General features: G+C 70.2%; 19 protein-coding genes and 1 pseudogene. 12 read left to right on the forward strand and 8 right to left on the reverse strand.

The genetic code is table 11. From position 1 onward, the window contains the following. Position 1 precedes the first annotated feature (1 nt). Together ABD208_RS01030 and ABD208_RS01035 are read right to left on the reverse strand one after the other, a co-directional pair. Positions 2 to 892, reverse strand: a complete 891-nt coding sequence (locus ABD208_RS01030; protein ID WP_344098807.1) for a carbohydrate ABC transporter permease — start codon at positions 890 to 892, stop codon at positions 2 to 4. Beyond that, positions 892 to 2,247, reverse strand: coding sequence for an ABC transporter substrate-binding protein (locus tag ABD208_RS01035; RefSeq protein WP_344098808.1), 1,356 nt, complete (start codon positions 2,245 to 2,247; stop codon positions 892 to 894). The genes ABD208_RS01030 and ABD208_RS01035 overlap by 1 nt, the downstream gene beginning before the upstream one ends. 287 nt (positions 2,248 to 2,534) lie before the next feature. Between ABD208_RS01035 and arfA the strand changes: the two genes are divergently transcribed. From arfA to ABD208_RS01065, 6 genes are all read left to right on the forward strand, one after another. Continuing rightward, a complete protein-coding gene (gene arfA, locus ABD208_RS01040) occupies positions 2,535 to 4,046 on the forward strand; it encodes an arabinosylfuranosidase ArfA (RefSeq protein ID WP_344098809.1) in 1,512 nt (503 codons plus the stop codon). Continuing rightward, on the forward strand, positions 4,043 to 5,122 hold the full coding sequence (locus ABD208_RS01045; protein WP_344098810.1) for an arabinan endo-1,5-alpha-L-arabinosidase: 1,080 nt from the start codon (positions 4,043 to 4,045) through the stop codon (positions 5,120 to 5,122). The genes arfA and ABD208_RS01045 overlap by 4 nt, the downstream gene beginning before the upstream one ends. Positions 5,123 to 5,313: 191 nt before the next feature. After that, positions 5,314 to 6,483, forward strand: a complete 1,170-nt coding sequence (chvE, locus tag ABD208_RS01050) for a multiple monosaccharide ABC transporter substrate-binding protein (RefSeq protein ID WP_344098811.1) — start codon at positions 5,314 to 5,316, stop codon at positions 6,481 to 6,483. Between the two features lie 88 nt (positions 6,484 to 6,571). Further along, the gene (gene mmsA, locus ABD208_RS01055) at positions 6,572 to 8,137 is read left to right on the forward strand and encodes a multiple monosaccharide ABC transporter ATP-binding protein (RefSeq protein WP_344098812.1); all 1,566 of its coding nucleotides are present in this window, start codon (positions 6,572 to 6,574) and stop codon (positions 8,135 to 8,137) included. Beyond that, positions 8,134 to 9,321, forward strand: coding sequence for a multiple monosaccharide ABC transporter permease (mmsB, locus tag ABD208_RS01060; RefSeq protein WP_344098813.1), 1,188 nt, complete (start codon positions 8,134 to 8,136; stop codon positions 9,319 to 9,321). The genes mmsA and mmsB overlap by 4 nt, the downstream gene beginning before the upstream one ends. A gap of 258 nt (positions 9,322 to 9,579) precedes the next feature. Further along, the gene (locus ABD208_RS01065; RefSeq protein WP_344098814.1) at positions 9,580 to 10,206 is read left to right on the forward strand and encodes a TetR/AcrR family transcriptional regulator; all 627 of its coding nucleotides are present in this window, start codon (positions 9,580 to 9,582) and stop codon (positions 10,204 to 10,206) included. Between the two features lie 160 nt (positions 10,207 to 10,366). Here the strand turns inward: ABD208_RS01065 and ABD208_RS01070 are convergent, their stop codons facing one another. After that, positions 10,367 to 11,074: a hypothetical protein gene (locus ABD208_RS01070; RefSeq protein ID WP_344098815.1), complete on the reverse strand. Its 708-nt coding sequence runs from the start codon at positions 11,072 to 11,074 to the stop codon at positions 10,367 to 10,369. Positions 11,075 to 11,219: 145 nt separating this feature from the next. On the opposite strand from ABD208_RS01070, the pseudogene ABD208_RS20435 reads away from it, so the two are divergent. Both ABD208_RS20435 and ABD208_RS01080 read left to right on the forward strand, forming a co-directional pair. Next, a pseudogene (locus ABD208_RS20435) lies at positions 11,220 to 11,735 on the forward strand (ABC transporter ATP-binding protein); the annotation flags it as partial. 335 nt (positions 11,736 to 12,070) lie between these two features. Then, the gene (locus ABD208_RS01080) at positions 12,071 to 12,796 is read left to right on the forward strand and encodes an ABC transporter permease (RefSeq protein ID WP_344098817.1); all 726 of its coding nucleotides are present in this window, start codon (positions 12,071 to 12,073) and stop codon (positions 12,794 to 12,796) included. Between the two features lie 170 nt (positions 12,797 to 12,966). On the opposite strand, the gene ABD208_RS01085 is transcribed toward ABD208_RS01080, so the two are convergent. Both ABD208_RS01085 and ABD208_RS01090 read right to left on the reverse strand, forming a co-directional pair. After that, the gene (locus ABD208_RS01085; RefSeq protein ID WP_003792170.1) at positions 12,967 to 13,065 is read right to left on the reverse strand and encodes a 30S ribosomal protein bS22; all 99 of its coding nucleotides are present in this window, start codon (positions 13,063 to 13,065) and stop codon (positions 12,967 to 12,969) included. 199 nt (positions 13,066 to 13,264) lie between these two features. Beyond that, on the reverse strand, positions 13,265 to 14,443 hold the full coding sequence (locus tag ABD208_RS01090; protein ID WP_344098818.1) for an acetoin utilization protein AcuC: 1,179 nt from the start codon (positions 14,441 to 14,443) through the stop codon (positions 13,265 to 13,267). Between the two features lie 228 nt (positions 14,444 to 14,671). Here ABD208_RS01090 and ABD208_RS01095 point away from each other — a divergent pair, with 228 nt between their 5' ends. Next, positions 14,672 to 16,087 carry a TrkH family potassium uptake protein gene (locus ABD208_RS01095; RefSeq protein WP_344098819.1) on the forward strand — a complete coding sequence of 472 codons (1,416 nt, stop codon included), beginning with the start codon at positions 14,672 to 14,674 and terminating at the stop codon, positions 16,085 to 16,087. Between the two features lie 66 nt (positions 16,088 to 16,153). After that, a complete protein-coding gene (locus tag ABD208_RS01100) occupies positions 16,154 to 16,825 on the forward strand; it encodes a potassium channel family protein (RefSeq protein ID WP_344098820.1) in 672 nt (223 codons plus the stop codon). Positions 16,826 to 16,883: 58 nt separating this feature from the next. Here ABD208_RS01100 and ABD208_RS01105 read toward each other — a convergent pair whose 3' ends face one another. Beyond that, on the reverse strand, positions 16,884 to 17,534 hold the full coding sequence (locus ABD208_RS01105; RefSeq protein WP_344098821.1) for a redox-sensing transcriptional repressor Rex: 651 nt from the start codon (positions 17,532 to 17,534) through the stop codon (positions 16,884 to 16,886). Between the two features lie 124 nt (positions 17,535 to 17,658). Next, positions 17,659 to 17,913 (reverse strand): glutaredoxin family protein, encoded by a 255-nt coding sequence (locus ABD208_RS01110; RefSeq protein ID WP_344098822.1) that lies wholly within the window; start codon positions 17,911 to 17,913, stop codon positions 17,659 to 17,661. A 126-nt stretch (positions 17,914 to 18,039) separates the two neighbouring features. On the opposite strand from ABD208_RS01110, the gene ABD208_RS01115 reads away from it, so the two are divergent. Next, positions 18,040 to 18,849 (forward strand): HAD family hydrolase, encoded by an 810-nt coding sequence (locus tag ABD208_RS01115; RefSeq protein WP_344098823.1) that lies wholly within the window; start codon positions 18,040 to 18,042, stop codon positions 18,847 to 18,849. A 34-nt stretch (positions 18,850 to 18,883) separates the two neighbouring features. Here the strand turns inward: ABD208_RS01115 and ABD208_RS01120 are convergent, their stop codons facing one another. Beyond that, entirely contained in the window at positions 18,884 to 19,441 is a 558-nt protein-coding gene (locus tag ABD208_RS01120) for a YceI family protein (RefSeq protein WP_344098824.1), read from the reverse strand. Between the two features lie 179 nt (positions 19,442 to 19,620). Here ABD208_RS01120 and ABD208_RS01125 point away from each other — a divergent pair, with 179 nt between their 5' ends. Then, positions 19,621 to 20,118, forward strand: coding sequence for a MarR family winged helix-turn-helix transcriptional regulator (locus tag ABD208_RS01125; RefSeq protein WP_344098825.1), 498 nt, complete (start codon positions 19,621 to 19,623; stop codon positions 20,116 to 20,118). Positions 20,119 to 20,123: the final 5 nt, after the last annotated feature.

The raw sequence follows: 20,123 nt of genomic DNA on the forward strand, positions 1-20,123 counted from the left end.
CTCAGTCGATCACGAAGCTGTTGCGCCGGTTCAGCTGGAACTGGACGAGCGTGATGACCAGGATCAGGACGCCCAGCATGATCGCCATGGCGGTGCCGTAGCCCATGTCCTGGTACTTGAACGCCTGCCGCCAGATCTGGAACACGGACGACGCCGTCGCGTACTCCGGCCCGCCGGTCGGCGTCATGATGTTGATCTCCGTGAAGATCTGGGATCCGCCGATGATGTTCGTGACCACCAGGAAGAACGTCACGGGCCGCACCATCGGGAACGTGATGGTCCAGAACTTCTGCCAGGCGCCCGCGCCGTCGAGCTCGGCCGCCTCGTAGAGCGAGCGCGGCACCGACTGGATGGCGGCCAGGTACAGGATCATCGAGTACCCCAGGCCCTTCCAGATCATCATGACGACGATCGCGGGCTTGGCCCAGGTGGTGTCCGCGAGCCAGTTCGGGCCCTCGATCCCGACCAGGGACAGGGCCTGGTTCACGAGGCCGAAGTCACCGTTGTACGCCCACTGCCACAGGATCGCGATCGCGGCGAGCGACGAGATCACGGGGATGTAGTAGACGGTCCGCAGCACCGACCGCAGCGGGATGGCGCGGTTCATGCCGATGGCCAGCAGCAGCGACAGCGCCAGGCCGACCGGGATGCCGATCATGTAGAAGACGGTGTTGCCCAGCGTCTGCCAGAAGTACTGGTCGCCGAACAGGCGGACGTAGTTGTCCAGGCCCACGAACTGCATCCTGCCCAGGCCGTTCCAGCGGGTCAGGGAGGTGTAGAGCGCGAAGCCGACGGGGTAGGCGGTGAAGAACAGGAAGCCGAGCACCGGCGCGGCGACGAACGCCAGCGCCCACCGGTGCTCGGCCCTGTGCAGCCGCGAGGCCTGAGCCATCAGCCCTCCGCGCCCGCGTTCGCCGCTGCCGCCTGCTCCGCCTGGGTGTTGGCCTCGTCGAGCAGCTGCTGCATGCGCGGCTGGACCTCCTCGAGGTACTCCGCCGCTGTCTGCTTGCCGTCGATGACCGGCTGGATGTTGGTCCACATCTCGTCGTACCACGCGGCGCCGTAGGTGGTCGCGGCCGGCATCGGGCGGCCGTACTCCTCGATGATCTCCAGGAACTCCTGGCGGTTCGCCGGCTCGGCGTCCTCCTCGGCGGCCCACTCGGTGGCCACGTCCTTCAGGTTCGGCACCTGGATGCCGGCGTCGACCAGCGTCTGCTGGGCGGTCTCGTCGGCGGACAGGTAGGTGACGAGCTTGGCGGCCTCCTCGGGCATCGCCGTCGTCCCCGAGACACCGATCCCGAGCGAGCCGATCCACGTGGCGGGCTCGCCCGTGGATCCGGCCGGGAAGGGCATGAGGTCGTACTCGAAGTCGAGCTCGTTGTAGACGGGCACGTCCCACGGGCCCACGGGGAAGAAGGCGAGCTCGCCCTCCATCCAGCGCTGGTAGGTGTCGAGCGTGGCGGCCTGCTCGGCCGACGGCGAGACCTCGTGCTTCGTGGTCAGGTCCGCGACGAACTGCATCGCCTCGGCCATCTCGGGGGTGTCGACCGTGACCTGGGTCTTGTCCTCGTTGGTCCAGTCGGCGCCGTTGGACCACGCGAAACCCTGCATGTTCCACTGCACGTTGAGGCCGGTGCCCCACTGGTCCAGCTCGCCGTCGCCGTCGGTGTCCTTGGTGACGTCCTTGAGGATGTCCAGCCACTCGTCCCACGTCAGGGGCTCGTCCTCGTCGGGGAGCTCGATGCCCTCCTGCTCGAGCATGGTCTTGTTGTAGCCCATCGCGAACGGGCCGACGTCCTTCGGCAGGCCGTACAGGGCGCCGTCGGGCGTGCCCTGCAGCTTGCCGTCGAAGCGGTAGGAGTCGACGCCGTACTCCCAGATGTTGTCCAGGTCGACGCCGGAGTCCTCGACGTACGTCGTGATGTCGAGCAGCACCCCGGACGTCACGTACGACTGCAGGCTGGCCTGCTCGATGTAGAAGACGTCGGGGACGTTGTTGCCCGAGATCGCGGCCTGGAGCTTGGTGGCGTACTGGTCGGCGTCGGTCACGATGACCTCGACCTCGACGCCGGTCTCCTCGCTGAACCGGTCGATGGCCTCCTGGTAGGCGGCCTTCTCGTCCTCGCCGCCGCGGAACATGAAGGTGAGCTTGCCGTCGTCGTCGGTGCTCGAGCCGGCGCTGCACGCAGCCGTTCCGGCCAGGACCGCCACGGCAACGATGCCGGTGGCCAGTCGTGACTTCCTCATCACGGGTTCCTCTCGGGTCTGCCTGATGCGCCGGCCGGGGATGCCCGCCCGGGAGATTCTCTCCCCGGGACCGTCCCGCCGCGCTTTACATCGATGGAGAACCATCGACCGGGAAACGGTGGCATGAACCCAGCGGGTTGGTCAAGTGGCGGGGGTCACGGGAGTGCAACGATGGAAACGGGCTTGACCGATGGGCGATCGGGTGTGCACCATTTCCGTGTCTACAACGATGTACAAGTTGCCGCGGGATGTGCCGCAGCCCGTGACCTGCTCCGGAAGGACCCTCCATGCACGCCGCCTCCGTCACCGTCGACCCGGCCTTCGTCGTCGGCCCCGTACGCCGCCGCACCTTCGGCACGTTCGTCGAGCACCTCGGCCGGTGCGTGTACACCGGCATCTTCGAGCCGGGGCACGAGACCGCCGACGCCGACGGCTTCCGCGGTGACGTCCTGGAGCTGACCCGTGAGCTCGGGGTCTCCACCGTGCGCTACCCGGGCGGCAACTTCGTGTCCGGTTACCGCTGGGAGGACGGCGTGGGGCCGGTCGACCGGCGCCCCCGCCGCCTCGACCTGGCGTGGCACTCGGCCGAGCCCAACACGTTCGGCGTCGACGAGTTCATGCGGTGGGCCCAGGCCTCCGGCGTCGAGCCGATGATGGCCGTCAACCTTGGCACGCGCGGCATCCAGGAGGCCTTGGACCTGCTGGAGTACTGCAACGTGCCGGGCGGCGCGTTCTGGGCGGACAAGCGCCGCGAGAACGGCGTCGAGGAGCCGTACCGCATCAAGATGTGGTGCCTGGGCAACGAGATGGACGGCCCGTGGCAGATCGGCCACAAGACGGCCGCGGAGTACGCCCGCGTCGCCGCGGAGACCGCGCGCGCCATGCGGATGATGGACCCGGACCTGGAGCTCGTGGTCTGCGGTTCCTCCGGCTCGCAGATGCCGACGTTCGGCGAGTGGGAGCGCACCGTCCTGACCGAGACGTACGAGCACGTCGACTACGTGTCCGCGCACGCCTACTACTGGGAGGAGGACGGCGACCTCGCCTCCTTCCTCGCCAGCAGCGTGGACATGGACCACTTCGTCGCGGCCGTGGCCGCCACCGCCGACCAGGTGCGGGCCGCCCGCAAGCTGGACAAGAAGATCCACGTCTCGTTCGACGAGTGGAACGTCTGGTACCAGCACCGCGCGGAGTCGAGGCCGCCCGCCGGCGACGACTGGCCCGTGGCCCCCGTGCTGCTGGAGGACAGGTACAACGTGGCCGACGCCGTCGTCGTCGGCTCGCTGCTCATCTCCCTGCTGCGCAACACGGACCGCGTGCACGCGGCCTCCCTCGCGCAGCTCGTCAACGTCATCGCGCCGATCATGACCGAGCCCGAGGGCCCGGCCTGGAGGCAGACGACGTTCCACCCGTTCGCGCTCACGTCGGCGAACGCCGCGGGCGAGGTGCTGCGGCTCGCCGTGGACTCGCCGGTCGAGGAGACGAGGAAGTTCGGCGAGGTGCCCGTGCTCGACACCGTCGCCACGCACGACGCCGAGACCGGCGAGGTGGTGATCTTTGCCGTGAACCGGTCCGTGACCGAGGCGATCGGCCTCGACGTCGACCTGCGCGGCTTCCCGGGCCTGCGCGTGGCGGAGGCGGTCACGCTCGCGAACCCGGACCACACGTGGCAGGCGAGCGCCGAGGACTCCACCTCCGTGGCGCCGCGGCCGAACGCGTCGGCCAAGGTGGCCGACGACCGGGCGCGCGCGGAGCTGCCGCCCGTGTCGTGGTCGATGATCCGTCTCGTGCGGGCGTGAGGCGTGGAGCCGTCATCGCGGGTCTCGCGGGGATCGTTCTCGCCGCGGGCCTGGGCGGGGGTGCGCTCGTGATCGCGCGCGGCGGGCTGCCGTCGTCGGGCACGAGCCTCGCGACGGCCGGCGAGCTGGGCATCCACGACCCCGCGCTCGTCGCCGGGGGCGACGGCGAGCCGTGGTTCGTCTACGGGACCGGGGACGTCCGCAAGGGGTTCGGGGCACCGCAGGTGCTGCGGTCCGACGACGGCGGTGTGACCTGGGCCGATGCCGGGACGGCGTGGGACCAGGCCGGGGATCCGGAGTGGGTGCGGGATCCGGGGAGCGGCGTGCCCGGGGTCGAGAACTACTGGGCGCCCGAGGCGTACCGGCACGGGGACACCTGGTACCTGTACTACTCGGCCTCGACGTTCGGGTCGAACGACTCGGCGATCGGGCTGGCGACCGGCAAGACGCTGGATCCCGCGGATCCCGCCTACGGGTGGGCGGACCAGGGGGTCGTCGTGCGGTCCGTGCCGGGCGAGACGAACTGGAACGCGATCGACCCGGGCGTCGTCGAGGACCGGGACGGGCGGCCGTGGCTGTTCTTCGGGTCGTTCTGGGGCGGGATCCAGGTGGTGCCGCTCGAGTGGCCGTCGGGCAAGGTGCCCGGCGGCGCCGAGCCCGTGCGGATCGCGTCGCGGGCGGGCCTGGCCGAGAACATGATCGAGGCGCCGTTCGTGGTGGAGCGGGACGGGTGGTACTACCTGTTCGTCTCGTGGGACAAGTGCTGCAGCGGTGTGGATTCCACGTATCGGATCGTGGTGGGGCGGTCCCGGGAGGTGACCGGGCCGTACCTCGACGCGGACGGGAAGGACATGCTTCTCGGCGGCGGGACGCCGGTGGCCGGGACGCAGGGGCGGATGATCGGGCCCGGCGGGCAGACCGTCTCGGTGGTGGGGGAGCGGGGATCGGCCGATTCCTCGTACTACCTCGCCTTTCACTTCTACGACGGCGACAACGCCGGTTCGCCCACGTTGGCGGTCCGGGAGATCGAGTGGGACGAGGAGGGGTGGCCGAGCGTCCGCTTGGGTGAATCCTGAACGTACGATGGGGCGCCGATGTGCGGGTTGGCGCCCCGCTTGCCCGGGCCTGAGCCGGTTGATACTTTGACGCCGGTGGGTTGTGATGGGATCGTGACTGACTCGCTTTGGAGTGGGTTGTTGTGAGCGTTAACATCTCCGAGTGGTGCCGGGCGCATGGATCCGGTGCCTCTCGAAGAGGAGCACTTCTCATGGCAAACAAGCTCTGGTTCAGCCGGGCGACCGCCGCGGTGGCGGCCGGTGCCCTGGCATTCACACTTGCCGCCTGCGGTGGCGAAGGTGCCGGCGGTGGCGCCGGTGCCGGCGGCGGCGCTGAGGACGACGCCGAGGGCGGCCTGGTCGGCGTCGCGATGCCGACCGAGACCTCCGAGCGGTGGATCGCCGACGGCGACGCCGTGCAGTCGGGCCTCGAGGAGGCCGGTTACGAGGTCGACCTGCAGTTCGCGGGCGACGACATCCCCACCCAGCAGCAGCAGATCGACGCGATGATCAACGCGGGCGCCGAGGCGCTCGTCATCGCCGCGATCGACGGCACCGCGCTGGCCCCGCAGCTCGAGGCCGCCGCTGCCGCCGAGATCCCGGTGATCTCCTACGACCGCCTGATCCGCGACTCGGAGAACGTCGACTTCTACGTCTCCTTCGACAACTTCCAGGTGGGCGTCGCCCAGGCGAACGCGCTGCTGGTCGGCCTCGGCCTGGTCGACGAGGAGGGCGAGCCCGTCGAGGACGCGCCCAAGGGCCCGTTCAACGTCGAGCTGTTCGCCGGCTCGCTGGACGACAACAACGCGCACTTCTTCTGGGACGGCGCGATGTCGATCCTCGAGCCGTACATCGAGGACGGCACGCTCGTGGTCCCGTCCGAGCAGACGGACATCGAGCAGACCGCGACCCAGCGCTGGCTCCAGGAGAAGGCGCAGAGCCGCATGGAGGACCTCCTGACCGCCAACTACGGTGGCGGCGAGAAGGTCGACGGCGTGCTCGCCCCGTACGACGGCCTGTCGCGCGGCATCATCGAGGCGCTCCGTTCCGCCGGCTACAAGGATGACGAGATGCCCGTCATCACCGGCCAGGACGCCGAGATCGCGTCGGTCAAGCTGATCGCCGACGGCGTGCAGCACTCGACGATCTTCAAGGACACGCGTCTGCTCGCCGAGCAGGCTGTCGTCGCCGCCGAGGCCCTGCTGGCCGGCGAGGAGCCCGAGGCGAACAACACCGAGGACTACGACAACGGCGTGAAGGTCGTGCCGGCGTACCTGCTCCCGGTGGTGACGATCTACGAGGACAACATCGAGTCCGAGCTCGTCGAGACCGAGTACTGGACCGCGGAAGAGGTCGAGTCGGGCGTCGCCGAGGAGGAGTGACCCGTCACTCCATCTGCCGGGCCGGCGTCCTGGAGGTTCCAGGGCGCCGGCTCGGCGGCCGTGTCCAGGACAGAAACTAGGTCAGCGCATGTCTGAATCTCTCACGTCACCTGCCCAGGGTGACGGCCCCATCCTCGAGATGCGGGACATCACCAAGACGTTCCCGGGCGTCAAGGCCCTGTCGAACGTCAACCTGTCGGTAGCCCGCGGCGAGATCCACGCGATCTGCGGCGAGAACGGCGCCGGCAAGTCCACCCTCATGAAGGTGCTGTCAGGGGTCTACCCGTACGGCACGTACGACGGCGAGATCGTGCTCGACGGCGAACCCGCCGCGTTCCGGACGATCAACGACTCCGAGGCGCGTGGCGTCGTCATCATCCACCAGGAGCTCGCCCTCGTTCCCCACCTGTCGATCGCCGAGAACATCTTCCTCGGCAACGAGCAGCGGCGGGCCGGCGAGTTCATCGACTGGAACCGCACCAACACGGCCGCGGCCGAGCTGCTCACCCGGGTGGGGCTCGACGAGTCCCCGACGCAGCCCGTCTCGACGCTCGGCGTCGGCAAGCAGCAGCTGGTCGAGATCGCCAAGGCGCTGTCCAAGGAGGTGCGCCTGCTCATCCTCGACGAGCCGACGGCGGCCCTCAACGACCAGGACTCCGAGCACCTGCTCGGCATCCTGCGCCGCCTCCGCGAGGAGGGCGTGACCTGCATCATCATCTCCCACAAGCTCGGTGAGATCGCCGACATCGCGGACCGGACGACGATCATCCGCGACGGCCAGTCCGTCGAGACGCTCGTCATGTCCGAGCCGGACAGCACCCAGGAGCGGATCATCCGCGGCATGGTCGGCCGCTCGCTCGACAACCGCTTCCCGGACCGGAACCCGGTCATCGGCGAGGAGGTGCTGCGCGTCGAGAACTGGACCGTGCACCACCCGACGCAGCCGGGCCGCGTGATGGTCGACTCCGCGAACCTCAACGTGCGCGCGGGAGAAGTGGTCGGCATCGCCGGGCTCATGGGAGCCGGGCGCACCGAGCTCGCCATGTCGGTGTTCGGGCACTCGTACGGCCGCGGGATCTCCGGCCGCGTTCTCATCCACGGCCGCGAGGTCTCGGTGAAGGACGTGCCCGGCGCCATCGACGCCGGGCTGGCCTACGTGTCGGAGGACCGCAAGCAGCTCGGGCTCAACCTCATCGAGGACATCCGGCGCAACACCTCGGCGGCCGGTCTGCCGAAGCTGTCCCGCGCGGGCTGGGTGAACGAGAACGAGGAGCTCCGGGTCGCCGAGCAGTACCGCCAGTCCATGGGCACGCGGACGCCGAGCGTCCTGGTCCCGGTGGGCACCCTGTCCGGGGGCAACCAGCAGAAGGTCGCCCTCTCCAAGTGGATCTACACGGACCCCGAGGTCCTCATCCTCGACGAGCCGACGCGCGGTATCGACGTCGGCGCGAAGTACGAGATCTACACCCTGATCAACAAGATGGTCGCCGACGGCAAGGCCGTCCTGGTGATCTCCTCGGAGCTCCCCGAGCTCCTGGGGATCTGCGACCGCATCTACACCCTCGCCGCCGGACGCATCACCGGCGAGGTCGACGTCGCGTCGGCCACCCAGGAAGGACTGATGTCTCTCATGACACAGGAGGCCGACGCATGAGCACCGCACTGGCAAACATTCAGGGTGCGATCTCCCGCAACCTGCGGACGGGCGGCATCGCGTTCGCGTTCGTCCTGATCGTGGCGCTGTTCGCGATCCTCACGGACGGGATGCTGCTCAGCCCGACCAACCTCACCAACCTGGTGCTGCAGTACGCCTACATCCTGATCCTCGCGATCGGCATGCTGATCATCATCGTGGGCGGGCACATCGACCTGTCCGTGGGCTCGGTCGTCGCCCTGACCGGCGCGATCGCGGCGATCACGACCGTCAAGATGGGCGCGCCCTGGTGGGTCGGCATCCTCGCCGCGATCGCGACCGGCCTGGCGATCGGCGCGTGGCAGGGCTTCTGGGTGGCGTACGTCGGCATCCCGGCCTTCATCGTGACGCTGGCGGGCATGCTCCTGTTCCGCGGCCTGACGCTGCTGGTGCTCGACAGCCGCTCGCTGTCGCCGTTCCCGATGGAGTACGGCCAGGTCGGCCGCGGCTTCCTGAACGGCCTGCTGGGCGGGTACGGGTACGACACGTTCACGCTGCTGGTCTTCGGCATCGCCGTCGTCGGCTACGCGTGGGCCGGCTGGCGGACCCGCGCGGCGAAGATCGAGTACAACCAGGCCGTCGAGTCCGTCCCGGTGTTCTTCCTGAAGATCGTCCTGATCGGCGCCGTCGTGATGTGGTTCGCCTGGCAGCTCGCCACCAGCCGTGGCCTGCCGATCGTGCTGATCGTCCTGGCGGCGCTCATCATCGCCTACACGATGATCACCAAGCACAGCATCTTCGGGCGGCACGTCTACGCGATCGGCGGCAACCTCGCGGCGGCCCAGCTCTCGGGTGTCCGCGTGAAGCGGGTCAACTTCCTGATGTTCCTGAACATGGGCTTCCTCGCCTCGATCGCGGGCATCGTGTTCTCCTCGCGCTCCAACACGGCGCAACCCGCGGCCGGCAACATGTTCGAGCTGGACGCCATCGCGGCCTGCTTCATCGGCGGCGCGGCGGTGACCGGCGGTATCGGCACGATCCCGGGCGCGATGATCGGCGGCCTGATCATGGCCGTCATGTCGAACGGCATGTCGATCCTGGGCATCGACCAGTCGACCCAGCAGATCGTCAAGGGCCTGGTCCTGCTCCTGGCGGTCGGCTACGACATCTGGAACAAGAAGCGCAGCGGCGCCCGCGCCGGCTGACGCTCTGGGAACGGCGGCTGACCTGCGAAGATGTCATCGACGTCTCGCAGTGTCAGCCGCCGTTCTTTGCTCGCGTCATCGGGCTGGCTGCGAGAATCCTGCTGGGTTTTGACGAACTTCTTCTGCGCTGAGGTGCGCGAGAACAAGTTCGTTATAAGTTCCGTGTACCCGAGGTAGTCCCCTCGCGTCTGCGGTAGAACCCAGGAGCGCGAGATCGGGCTTTCGCGCTTTGCGGTAGGGCCTCGCGAGAATGGGGGGATGGTCGAGCCTTCTGTGGGTCCAGGTGGAGGAGCGGAGCGCGTGGCGCGACGAGGGAGGCGGCCTGCCGGGCAGGACGCGCGGGGCGCGATTCTCGAGGCTGCACGCATGGAGTTCGCGGAGCAGGGTTACGACGGCGCCTCCATGAGATCCGTCGCCCGGCGGGCCGGCGTCGATCCCGGGACGGTGCGGCACTGGTTTCCCGAGAAGTCCGCGTTGCTGCCCGCTGCGCTCGGTCTCGCCGAGGTCTCGCCGCACGAGATCGTGAAGCAGGTCGTCGACGGTCCGCTCGACCGCCTGGGGGAGCGGCTGGTCCGCGTGGCGCTGAAGGTATGGGATGACGCCGGACCTGACCTCATGCGCGTCGCCCTACCCGCAGTGCTCGGCAGTCCCGAGCTGCGATCGCTCATGCCGCAGTTCTTGCTCGCCGAGGTCCTCGGCCCGATTGCGCGCAACCTGCCATCCGAAGATGCGGCGCTCCGCACGAGCCTCCTGGGAAGCCAGATGATCGGCCTCGCCATGGCTCGTTACGTCGTCGGCCTGGAACCGATCGCGTCGCTACCGGCGGACGGCGTCGTCGCTGCAGTGGCTCCCAACCTGCAGCGATACCTCACCGGCAAGCTGTAGAAAGAGGCCGACTGAACGCTGAGGCATGCACCCCTGCAGTCGTTATCGCGGTGGCCGACGACATCGGGTGGTGCTACCGTGGGACTCGTAGGGCGCACCTCTCGCCAGCCTTGAAATAATAGGCCGACTGAACGCGGAGGATCGCGCCCTACGTCAATTCTCACGCGAGGTCGATCTCTCGCAGCATTCCTCGGGACATGATCCAGAGGCGCGCGATTGCATACGGCGCACTGCCGACGTAGCGAGCGCGCTCATCATGGGTCGCGTTTTCGAACAACTCGAGTCGCTTCCGATTGAAGTTTGTAAGTCGCTCGGCGACGCTTGGCGTCAAGTCCCGATCTCCGAGGTCGATGAGGAAATTTTCTTTGGTGACGTTGTGGCCCCTTGCCTTGCTGACAGCGTCGACGATCCGGTCTGTGATCGTGGAGAGCTTTGTGCCTGTGGTCTTCAGCTCGCAGGCGATGGGTTCCTCTTCTCCCCAGAAGAAGTCGTTGGTCGAGCGAAGAGATGCTGAGTCGCGAACGATCCACCGCACGCGGTGGCCGAGGTCAAGGAAGCGCTCCAGAAACGTGATCTCATGTGGTGTGAGGCGTTCCGGTTCAGCTCGTCGGCATAGCGCGTCGACGAACTCGACGCCAAGGAGCCTCCGCCGACTCTGCCAGTAGGCGTCGGCCTCTGCGTGAAGGGCTGGATTGTCGCTCTTCTTGAGCGCTCGGGCCCTGTGCGGGTCGACCGGTGGATCGCCGAGAGTGGCGAGCGCGGCAAGTTGCCGGGGAGAGCGATAGCCCTTGTCACCTGGCTGCCGCGGTTGGTTGCCTTGTTCGAGGTGCGAGCCTGCAGCGTGGAGGTCTGTTGCCGTTGCCGTCACCAGACGATTTTCATAGCAATCTAGCTAGATCGCATCTTCTGTGCGCATACGCAATAATAAATGCTCTTAGATGGATCTTGACGACCGGCGCAAGTATCCCAGGTGGTGCTTGTGGTGCCGACGTGCTGGGCGCATAATTCATCGCATGGGGAAAAACTCCGAGGCGGGGACCGCGGCCGTCAGGGTTGCGGGGTTGCGGGTCGTGCGCGGGGGCCGCGCGATCATCTCCGGGTTCGATGTCGACGTGCCCGCGGGGTCCGTCGTCGGGTTGCTCGGGCCGTCCGGGTCGGGCAAGACGACGCTGATGCGGGCCATCGTCGGGGTGCAGGACAAGGTGTCCGGGACCGTCGAGGTGCTCGGTGAGCCCGCCGGGTCCGCTCCGCTGCGGCGGCGGGTCGGGTACGTCACCCAGGATGCGAGTGTGTACGCGGATCTCACCGTCGCGCAGAACCTCGATTACTTCGCCACGCTTGCCGGGATCTCGCCGCGACGGCGCAGGGAAGCTGTCGCCGGGGCCGTGTCGACCGTCGATCTCGGCGGGCACGAGAAACAGCGGGTACGGACCTTGTCCGGCGGCGAGCGGTCCCGGGTCTCGCTGGCCGCGGCGCTCGTCGGCGATCCGGAGCTGCTCGTGCTCGACGAGCCGACCGTCGGGCTGGACCCCGTGCTCCGGCGCGACCTGTGGGCGACGTTCCGGCAGCTCGCGGCGTCGGGGAAGTCGCTGCTCGTGTCGTCGCACGTGATGGACGAGGCGACGCAGTGCGACCGGCTCCTCCTGATGCGCGAGGGCGGGCTCGTGGCGGACACGACGCCCGCCGAACTGCTGGAGACCACCGGGGCGCCCGACGCCGAGCGCGCGTTCCTCGCCCTGATCGAGCAGGCGCGTTCGGATGCCCGGGCCGGCGGCGCGGACCCGGCCGCCCCGGCGAGCACCGGCGCCGCGCCCCGGACCGATCCCGCCCCGGCCGCCGTCGTCCCCGAGGAGGAGGGCCCGCGATGAACCTGACCTTCGCCACCGCCGGGCGCGTGCTCGCGCAGCTGCGCGCCGACAAGCGGACCATCGCGCTGATCGTGGTGCTGCCGTGCCTGCTCATCGGGCTGATCGCGTGGATGTTCGACGACGTCCCGGGCGTGCTCGACTCGTTCGGGCCCGTGCTCGTGGGGATCTTCCCGCTGATCGTGATGTTCCTGGTGACCAGCGTCGCGACGCTGCGGGAGCGGCAGTCCGGGACGCTGGAACGGCTGATGACCACGCCCATCCGCAAGGGCGACCTCGTGGCCGGCTACGCGCTCGCGTTCGCGGTGCTGGCGCTGCTGCAGGCGCTCGTCGTCGTCAGCTGGGCGTTGTGGCTCGGGATGGACGTCGAGGGCCCGCTGTGGCTGGTGTTCCTCGTCGCGCTGCTGGTGGCGATCCTCGGGTGCACGCTGGGGCTCGCGGCGTCGGCGCTCGCGCGGACCGAGTTCCAGGCCGTGCAGATGATGCCCGCGATCATCCTGCCGCAGCTCATCACGTGCGGGCTGCTCATGCCGCGGGACCAGATGCCGGAGGTCCTGGAGTGGATCTCGGACGTGCTGCCGCTGACCTACGCCGTCGAGGCGATGCAGGATCTCGCCGCCGGCGAGGGGTGGGCGGGCGTGCGCGGTTCGGTGGGCGTGATCGCCCTGTTCATCGTGGGCGCGGTCGTGCTGGGGGTGCTGACGCTGCGTCGCCGGACGGCCTGACGGCGTCGGACGGCCCGACGGCGGCGTCGTACCGCCTGCGGACGACGACGCCGGACGCCCGCGACGCCGTGCGCGGAGACGACCGCGTGCGCGGAGACGACCGCGTGCGCGGAAACGACCCCGTGCGGGGAAACGACGAGGGCCCGGCCGATCCGGCCGGGCCCCGCGAGTCACTTCTTGTTGCGGCGCTGGTGACGCGTCTTGCGAAGCAGCTTCCGGTGCTTCTTCTTCGCCATGCGCTTGCGGCGCTTCTTGATCACGGAGCCCATGTGGTCCTCGCTTGTCTGTGATGGTCGGGCGGCCCGACGACGGACCGCGGCTGACATGATCCACGGTTGGTTCCGCGGACATGCGCCGACCAACACGAGAAAGAGTCTGCCCACCAGGGTAACGGCAGATCCCGCCACATCCGTAATCGAGACCGTCCGGCACCGGTGTGAGATCGGCGGCCGGGGGTCGGCGCCAGGGTCAGTAGGACGGGTCCAGCCCCAGGAACGGGAACACCGCGCGCCGCGTGGCCTGCACCGCACGGTCCACCGGATCCTCCGGGTCCCACCCGTCCGCCCACGGCCGCCACGCCACCGGCACCGCCGAACCCAGTGTCTGCGCGGGCTCGATCTCCGAGATCTCCAGCGCGATCGCCCGCCAGTCCGCGGGCAGCGGCATCCCGCCGGCCAGCGGCGCGTGCGCGGCCTCGGCCGTCAGGGAGGCCCAGGCCAGCGGGACGACGTCGACCACCGCGTACCCGCCGCCCCCGAGCGCCAGCCAGCGGCCCTGGCTCAGCTCGTGCGCCAGGGCGTGCACCCACTGCTGCGCGGTCCGCTGGGCGTCGACGTCCACGTTCAGGTGCGACAGCGGGTCGTTGCCGTGCGCGTCGCAGCCGTGCTGCGAGACGATCACGTCCGGCCGGTGCTCGCGCACGACGGCGGGGACCACCGCGTCGACCGCCCGCAGCCACCTCGGGCCGTCCGTCCCGGGCGGCAGGGGCACGTTCACCGCCGTCCCCTCGGCGGCCCCCGGCCCGCCCACGTCGCCCGGGAAGCCCGTCCCGGGGAACAGGGTGCGCCCGTCCTGGTGCACCGAGACGGTCAGCACCCGCGGGTCGTCCCAGAAGATCGCCTCGACGCCGTCGCCGTGGTGGGCGTCCAGGTCGACGTACGCGACGCGTTCCGCGCCCAGGTCCAGGAAGCGCTGGATCGCGATCGCGGCGTCGTTGTAGACGCAGAATCCCGACGCCGCCCCGCGCTGCGCGTGGTGCATGCCGCCCGCGACGTTCACGCCGTGGGCGACCTCGCCCCGCCAGATCGCCTCGGCGAGCGCCACCGAGCCGCCCACCTGGCGGGCGGCGGCATCGTGCATGCCCGGGAAGATCGGGTCGTCGTCGGTGCCCAGGCCGCGCGCCGGATCGGGTTCCAGGGCGGTGGAGGCGCGCCGGACCGCCTCGATGTACGCGGCGTCGTGCACCGTGCGCAGCATCGCGCCGGAGGCCTCCTCGGCGCCGACGACGTCGAGCCCCGGCAGGTCCGGGAGGCCGAACGCCCGGATGAGCCGCATGGTCAGGTCGAGCCGGACGGGAGCCATCGGATGGCCGGGTCCGAAGTCGTAGCGCAGGAGCTCCGGGCTCCAGGCCAGGCGGGCATGATGCACGGGCAACACCGTAATGGAGATCGACGACGGGCCGAGCGGGGTGTTCGCTCCCGTGCGTTGGGTGGCCCGGGATGTGCGCGGCGCGCGCCGCGCCCGCGCCCGGCGCCCGTGAGGGCCGACCGCGCGTGCTGACCGCAGGGGCCGCCCGCGGGGCGGTCCGCGGGACGAGCCGGCGCGGGATACAGTCCTGCTGGCATTCGGACGACGGACGGAACAGGAGGCGGGACGATGCGGTGGCGGATTCGCGACGTGCCGTTCGCGTTCCGGGAGTGGGCCGACGCCGCCGCCCGGCGCAGTCCGGCCCGGCTCGCGGTCGTGGTGTTCGCCGCGGTGGTCGCCCTCTTCACCCTCCTGCTGATGGCACCCTGGGCGACGGCCGGGGAGGGTTCGGCCCGCCTGGTCGACGCGGTCTTCACCGCGGTGTCCGCGGTGTGCGTCACCGGCCTGGCCGTGCAGGACACCGCCACCTACTGGTCGATGTACGGGCAGGTCGTGATCCTCGCCGGGGTCAAGGTCGGCGGGTTCGGGATCATGACCGTCGCCTCGATCATCGGGATGATCGTGTCCCGCAAGATCGGCCTCACCCAGCGCATCCTCACGGCGTCGGAGCAGAAGACGGGCCGGCTCGGCGACGTCGGCTCCCTCGTGCGCACCGTCATCGTGGCCGCTACGACCCTCGAGCTGGCCATCGCGGCCATGCTGTTCCCGCGGTTCCTCGCGCTCGAGGGGGACCCCGGCACGGCGGCCTGGCACTCGGTGTTCTACGGCGTCATGGCGTTCAACAACGCGGGTTTCGTCCCGACGACCGAGGGCCTGCTCCCGCACGTCGGCGACTGGGGCCTGGTGCTGCCGATCGGGCTGGGCGTGTTCCTGGGCTCCCTCGGCTTCCCGGTCATCCTCAACCTGTACCGCGCGCTGCGGGAGGGCCGCTCGCGCCGCGAGCGCGGCGTCGGGCGCCGGTGGTCCCTGCGGCTGACGCTGCACACCAAGCTCACGCTCGCGACGAGCGCCGCGCTGCTGCTCCTCGGCTCCGTGGCGATCGCCCTGCTGGAGTGGGACAACCCCGAGACCTTCGGCCCGCTGGACTGGCCCGCCAAGATCCTCGCGGCGCTGTTCGCCGGGGTGAACCCGCGGTCGGGCGGGTTCAGCACGGTGGACATCGGGGCCATGGAGGAGTCGACCTGGCTGATCACCGACGCGCTGATGTTCGTGGGCGGCGGGTCGGCGTCGACCGCGGGCGGCATCAAGGTGACCACCCTCGCCGTCATCCTCCTGGCGATCGTCGCGGAGGCGCGCGGCGACCAGGACATCGACGCGTACGGCCGCCGGATCCCGCCGGACGTGCTGCGGCTGGCCCTGGGCGTGACGTTCTTCGGCGCGACCGTGGTGATGCTGACCAGCGTGGTGCTGCTGCAGATCACCGACTTCCCGCTGAGCCAGGTCCTGTTCGAGTCGCTGTCCGCGTACGCGACGGTGGGTCTGTCCACCGGCATCACGGCCGACCTGCCGGACGCGGCGAAGTATCTGCTGAGCGCGCTCATGTTCGTGGGGCGCACCGGCGGCATCACGTTCGCGGCGGCGCTGGCCCTCCGGGACCGGCGCCGCATCGTACGCTTCCCGGAGGAACGTCCGATCATCGGATGAGCACCGGGCGGCAGCCGGGACATCCGGCCGGGCGGCATCGTGCCCGGCGACATCGAGGGAGAGAAAGTGGCTGAGAAGAGGGAGCCGGGCCGCGAGGGCGGCGTGCTCGTGATCGGGCTGGGCCGGTTCGGGTCGGCGCTCGCGACGACGATGGACCGGCTCGGCGAGGACGTGCTCGCCGTGGAGAAGGACCCCGCCCTCGTGGCGCAGTGGACCGGCCGGATCCCGCTCGTCGAGGCCGACGCGTCGAACCCGGACGCGCTCGACCAGCTCGGCGCGAAGGAGTTCGGCGCCGCGGTGGTGGGCGTCGGCTCGTCGCTCGAGCAGTCGGTGCTGATCCTCGGCAACCTGGTCGACCTCGGCACCCCGCAGATCTGGGCCAAGGCGGTCTCGGCCGAGCACGGCCGCATCCTCACGCGGATCGGCGCCCACCACGTCGTCTTCCCCGAGGCCGACGCCGGCGCGCGCGTGGCGCACCTGGTCAGCGGCAAGCTGCTCGACTACATCGAGGTCGAGGACGGGTTCACCATCGTCAAGATGCGCCCGCCGAAGGAGGTGCAGGGCTTCACGCTGGCGCAGTCCAACATCCGGCGGAAGTACGGCATCACGGTCATGGGCGTCAAGAGCCCCGGCCAGGAGTTCGTGTACGCGACGCCGGAGACCCGCGTCGCGCAGAACGACCTGCTGGTCTGCTCCGGGCACGCGGAACTCCTGGAGCGCTTCGCGGCGCGCCCCTGACCCGCCGCGCGGCCGGGGCCGCGCCGGGGCGGGACGCGCCCGGTCGGGAAGCGCCCCGTCAGGACGCGCCCGCGGCGCGGGCCGCGGCGTGGAAGGCGAGGATCTGCAGCTCGCCGCCGACGTCGACCGATCGCACGACGACGTCGTCCGGGACCTGCAGCGCCGTCGGGGCGAAGTTGAGGATCTCCCGGACGCCCGCCGCGACCACCTGCTCCGCGATGCCCTGGGCGACGGCGCCCGGGGTCGCCAGGACCACCATGGACACGTCGCGCGCGGTGATCACGTGCTCGAGGTCGGCGACGTCGTCCACGACGAGACCGGCGACCTCGGTGCCGACGACGTCCGGCGAGGCGTCCAGCAGCGCCCGCACGGTGAAGCCGCGCTGGGCGTAGCCCGAGTAGTTGGCGAGGGCGTGGCCGAGGTTGCCGATGCCGACGATCGCCAGCCGGTGCTCCGACTCCAGGCCGAGGGCGGCCTTGATGTACTCCGCGAGCGACCCGACGTCGTACCCGACGCCGCGCGTGCCGAACGAGCCCAGGAACGACAGGTCCTTGCGCAGCTGCGCCGACCCCACGCCGGCGCGCTCCGCGAGCTCGGACGACGACGTGAGCAGGACGCCCTCGTCGGCCATGTCCCGCAGGGCGCGCAGGTAGTAGGGCAGGCGACCGACCGTCGCCGCAGGGACCGCGTTCTCACTGGGTTCGGCCATGCAGCTCGCTCCTTCCCCGCGCGGACCGCATCGTCCGGCGGGCTCGCTGTTCCGGTCGTCAGCGCCATCGCTGCCGTTGCTCGGGCTCGGCCGCGGGCACCGCGTGCGTCGTCGTCGTGTCAGATCATGCCAGCAAACGGGCCAGCCGCGCCGGGTCTATGCGCCAGAAGCCCTGCTGTACACCATCCACCTCCACGACCGGCACGTACTCCCCGTACTTCTCCGTCAGCGCGGCCGCCCCCGGGCCGGCGGTGATGTCCACCTCGGTCCATCCGGTGCCGGCCTGGCCCGCGACCGACTCCACGACCTCGCGGGCCGTGGCGCACAGGTGGCAGTCCGGGCGGGTGTACAGGACGACGCGTGGTTCGGATCCGGTCACGAGCAGAGCCTACGACGGCGGCCGCCGGCGGGCGGTGACCGCGGCCGGCGGCCGGCCTCGCGCGCGCTTCCGGCGGGCGCGCGCACCTGCGCGTCGGAGGGTGCGAGCGCGGATAGAGTGAGGCGCATGTCGTCGACGCAACCCGGATCCGCTACCGCGGCGTTCTTCGACGTCGACAACACGATCGTCCGCGGCGCGAGCTCGTTCCACCTGGCGCGGGCGGCGTACCAGCGGGGGTTCTTCAAGACCCGGGACCTCGTGCGGTTCGGCGTGGTCCAGGCCCGCTACCTGATGTTCGGCGAGGACCGGGAGCAGATCAACGAGGTGCGCAACCGCGCCCTGGAGCTGATCGCGGGGCGCACGGTCGCCGAGCTGACGACGCTCGGCGAGGAGGTCTACGACACGGTTCTCTCGCTGCGCATCTTTCCCGGCACGCGCCGCCTGCTGGAGGAGCACCTCGCGGCGGGGCACCAGGTCTGGCTGATCACGGCGACGCCCATGGAGATCGCCTCGCTCATCGCGCGCCGCCTCGGCGCGACCGGCGCGCTGGGCACGGTGACCGCGCACGAGGACGGGTTCTACACGGGACGTCTGGTCGGCGACCTCATGCACGGGGCGGCCAAGGCGGACGCGGTCAAGGGGCTCGCGGAGACCGAGGGGATCGACCTGGCGTCGAGCTACGCGTACGGCGACTCGATGAACGATCTGCCGATGATGCACGCGGTGGGTCACCCGTGCCCGATCAACCCGGACATCCGCCTGCGCCGGCACGCGCAGGAGGTGGGGTGGCCCATCCGGGAGTTCCGGGGCCGCCGGAAGCGGCTGGCGGGCCGCGGCTTCCGCACGGCGAGCTGGGCCGGTGCGGCGTGGGTCTTCGGCCTGGTCATCCGGGCCCTGCGCCGCCGCATCCGGGGCAAGATCCTCGACGAGGGCTGAGCCGGCCGGCCCAGCCCTCGTCGAAGGGGCCGGGTCAGCCCTCGGTCTTGGCGATGGCCGAGACGTCGAGGGTGATCTTGACGGTCTCGCCGACCAGGAAGCCGCCGGCCTCCAGGGGCGCGTTCCAGGTGATGCCGAAGTCCTTGCGGTTGATCTCCGTGGCGGCCTCGAAGCCCGCGCGCTGGTTGCCGAACGGGTCCTTCGCCGTGCCCGTGAACTCGCCCTTGAGCTCGACGGCCTTGCTGATGCCGTTGATCGTGAGGTCGCCGGTGACCGTGATGTCGTCGCCCGCGAGCGCGACGCCGGTGGACCGGAACGACCAGGCCGGGTTCTCCTCCGCGCCCCAGAAGTCCGCGCTGGTGAGGTGCTGGTCGCGGCCCGAGTCGCCGGTGTTGACGGACTTCGCGTCCAGCTCGGCGGTCACGCCCGACGACTCGACGTCCTCGCCGACCGTGATGGTGCCGGCGGTCAGGTCGATCGTGCCGCGCACCTTCGCGATGCCCGCGTGGCGCACGGAGAAGGCAGCGGTCGAGTGGGACGGGTCGATGTCGTAGGTGCCTGCGGTGATGCCGGCGGGGAGCGCGGTGGCCATGGTGTTCTCTCCTCGTTCGTCGGTGGGTAGTTGAGATCTCAACTACCTCGGGAACTCCCAACTGCTGCGCTTCGTAAGGTATTCCCGGGAGCCCGTGACAACCATCCGGACGGATGACCGTCGGGGCGGCGTGCGTTGGGGCAGGTACCGTGACAAGCCACGAGGGAGGCGGATGCGGCATGGCGTCCACGACGTCGGACGTGCCCTGGCTCGACGCCGGGCAGCAGCGCGACTGGCGCGCGTTCCTGGAGGGCAGCGCCCGGTTCTTCGACGCGCTCGGCGCGGCGCACGACGCCGAGCTCGACCTGACCACCGGCGAGTACAGCCTCCTCGTGCGGCTCTCCGAGGCGCCCGGTCACACCCTGCGGATGTCGGTGCTCGCGGAGGGCCTGGTGCTGTCGCGCAGCCGCCTCACCCACACCGTGACGCGGATGGAGGCGCGCGGCCTGGTCGAGCGGTGCAGCGCCGACGGCGACCGGCGGGGCGTGAACTGCCGGCTGACCGACGTCGGCCTCCAGGTGCTGGAGGCCGCGGCTCCCGGGCACGTGCGCGCGGTGCGGCGGCTGCTGGTGGACGTGCTGGAGCCGGAGGAACTGGCGTCGCTCGGCCGCATCATGGACAAGATCAGCGGCGCGTCCCTCGAGGAGCTCGAGGGCACCGACCGCTGCGCGAGCTGACGCCC

This window comes from Myceligenerans crystallogenes, from assembly GCF_039529775.1.
GTDB classification, from domain to species: domain Bacteria; phylum Actinomycetota; class Actinomycetes; order Actinomycetales; family Cellulomonadaceae; genus Myceligenerans; species Myceligenerans crystallogenes.

What these genes read in the sequence shown, in the direction of transcription:
- arfA (WP_344098809.1), top strand. Translation starts at nt 2,535, where the DNA reads ATGCACGCCGCCTCCGTCACCGTCGACCCGGCCTTCGTCGTCGGCCCC.
- mmsA (WP_344098812.1), top strand. Translation starts at nt 6,572, where the DNA reads ATGTCTGAATCTCTCACGTCACCTGCCCAGGGTGACGGCCCCATCCTC.
- ABD208_RS01120 (WP_344098824.1), bottom strand. Translation starts at nt 19,441, where the DNA reads ATGGCCACCGCGCTCCCCGCCGGCATCACCGCAGGCACCTACGACATC.
- mmsB (WP_344098813.1), top strand. Translation starts at nt 8,134, where the DNA reads ATGAGCACCGCACTGGCAAACATTCAGGGTGCGATCTCCCGCAACCTG.
- ABD208_RS01095 (WP_344098819.1), top strand. Translation starts at nt 14,672, where the DNA reads ATGCGGTGGCGGATTCGCGACGTGCCGTTCGCGTTCCGGGAGTGGGCC.
- ABD208_RS01065 (WP_344098814.1), top strand. Translation starts at nt 9,580, where the DNA reads ATGGTCGAGCCTTCTGTGGGTCCAGGTGGAGGAGCGGAGCGCGTGGCG.
- ABD208_RS01030 (WP_344098807.1), bottom strand. Translation starts at nt 892, where the DNA reads ATGGCTCAGGCCTCGCGGCTGCACAGGGCCGAGCACCGGTGGGCGCTG.
- ABD208_RS01035 (WP_344098808.1), bottom strand. Translation starts at nt 2,247, where the DNA reads ATGAGGAAGTCACGACTGGCCACCGGCATCGTTGCCGTGGCGGTCCTG.
- ABD208_RS01125 (WP_344098825.1), top strand. Translation starts at nt 19,621, where the DNA reads ATGGCGTCCACGACGTCGGACGTGCCCTGGCTCGACGCCGGGCAGCAG.
- ABD208_RS01115 (WP_344098823.1), top strand. Translation starts at nt 18,040, where the DNA reads ATGTCGTCGACGCAACCCGGATCCGCTACCGCGGCGTTCTTCGACGTC.
- ABD208_RS01080 (WP_344098817.1), top strand. Translation starts at nt 12,071, where the DNA reads ATGAACCTGACCTTCGCCACCGCCGGGCGCGTGCTCGCGCAGCTGCGC.
- ABD208_RS01105 (WP_344098821.1), bottom strand. Translation starts at nt 17,534, where the DNA reads ATGGCCGAACCCAGTGAGAACGCGGTCCCTGCGGCGACGGTCGGTCGC.
- chvE (WP_344098811.1), top strand. Translation starts at nt 5,314, where the DNA reads ATGGCAAACAAGCTCTGGTTCAGCCGGGCGACCGCCGCGGTGGCGGCC.
- ABD208_RS01085 (WP_003792170.1), bottom strand. Translation starts at nt 13,065, where the DNA reads ATGGGCTCCGTGATCAAGAAGCGCCGCAAGCGCATGGCGAAGAAGAAG.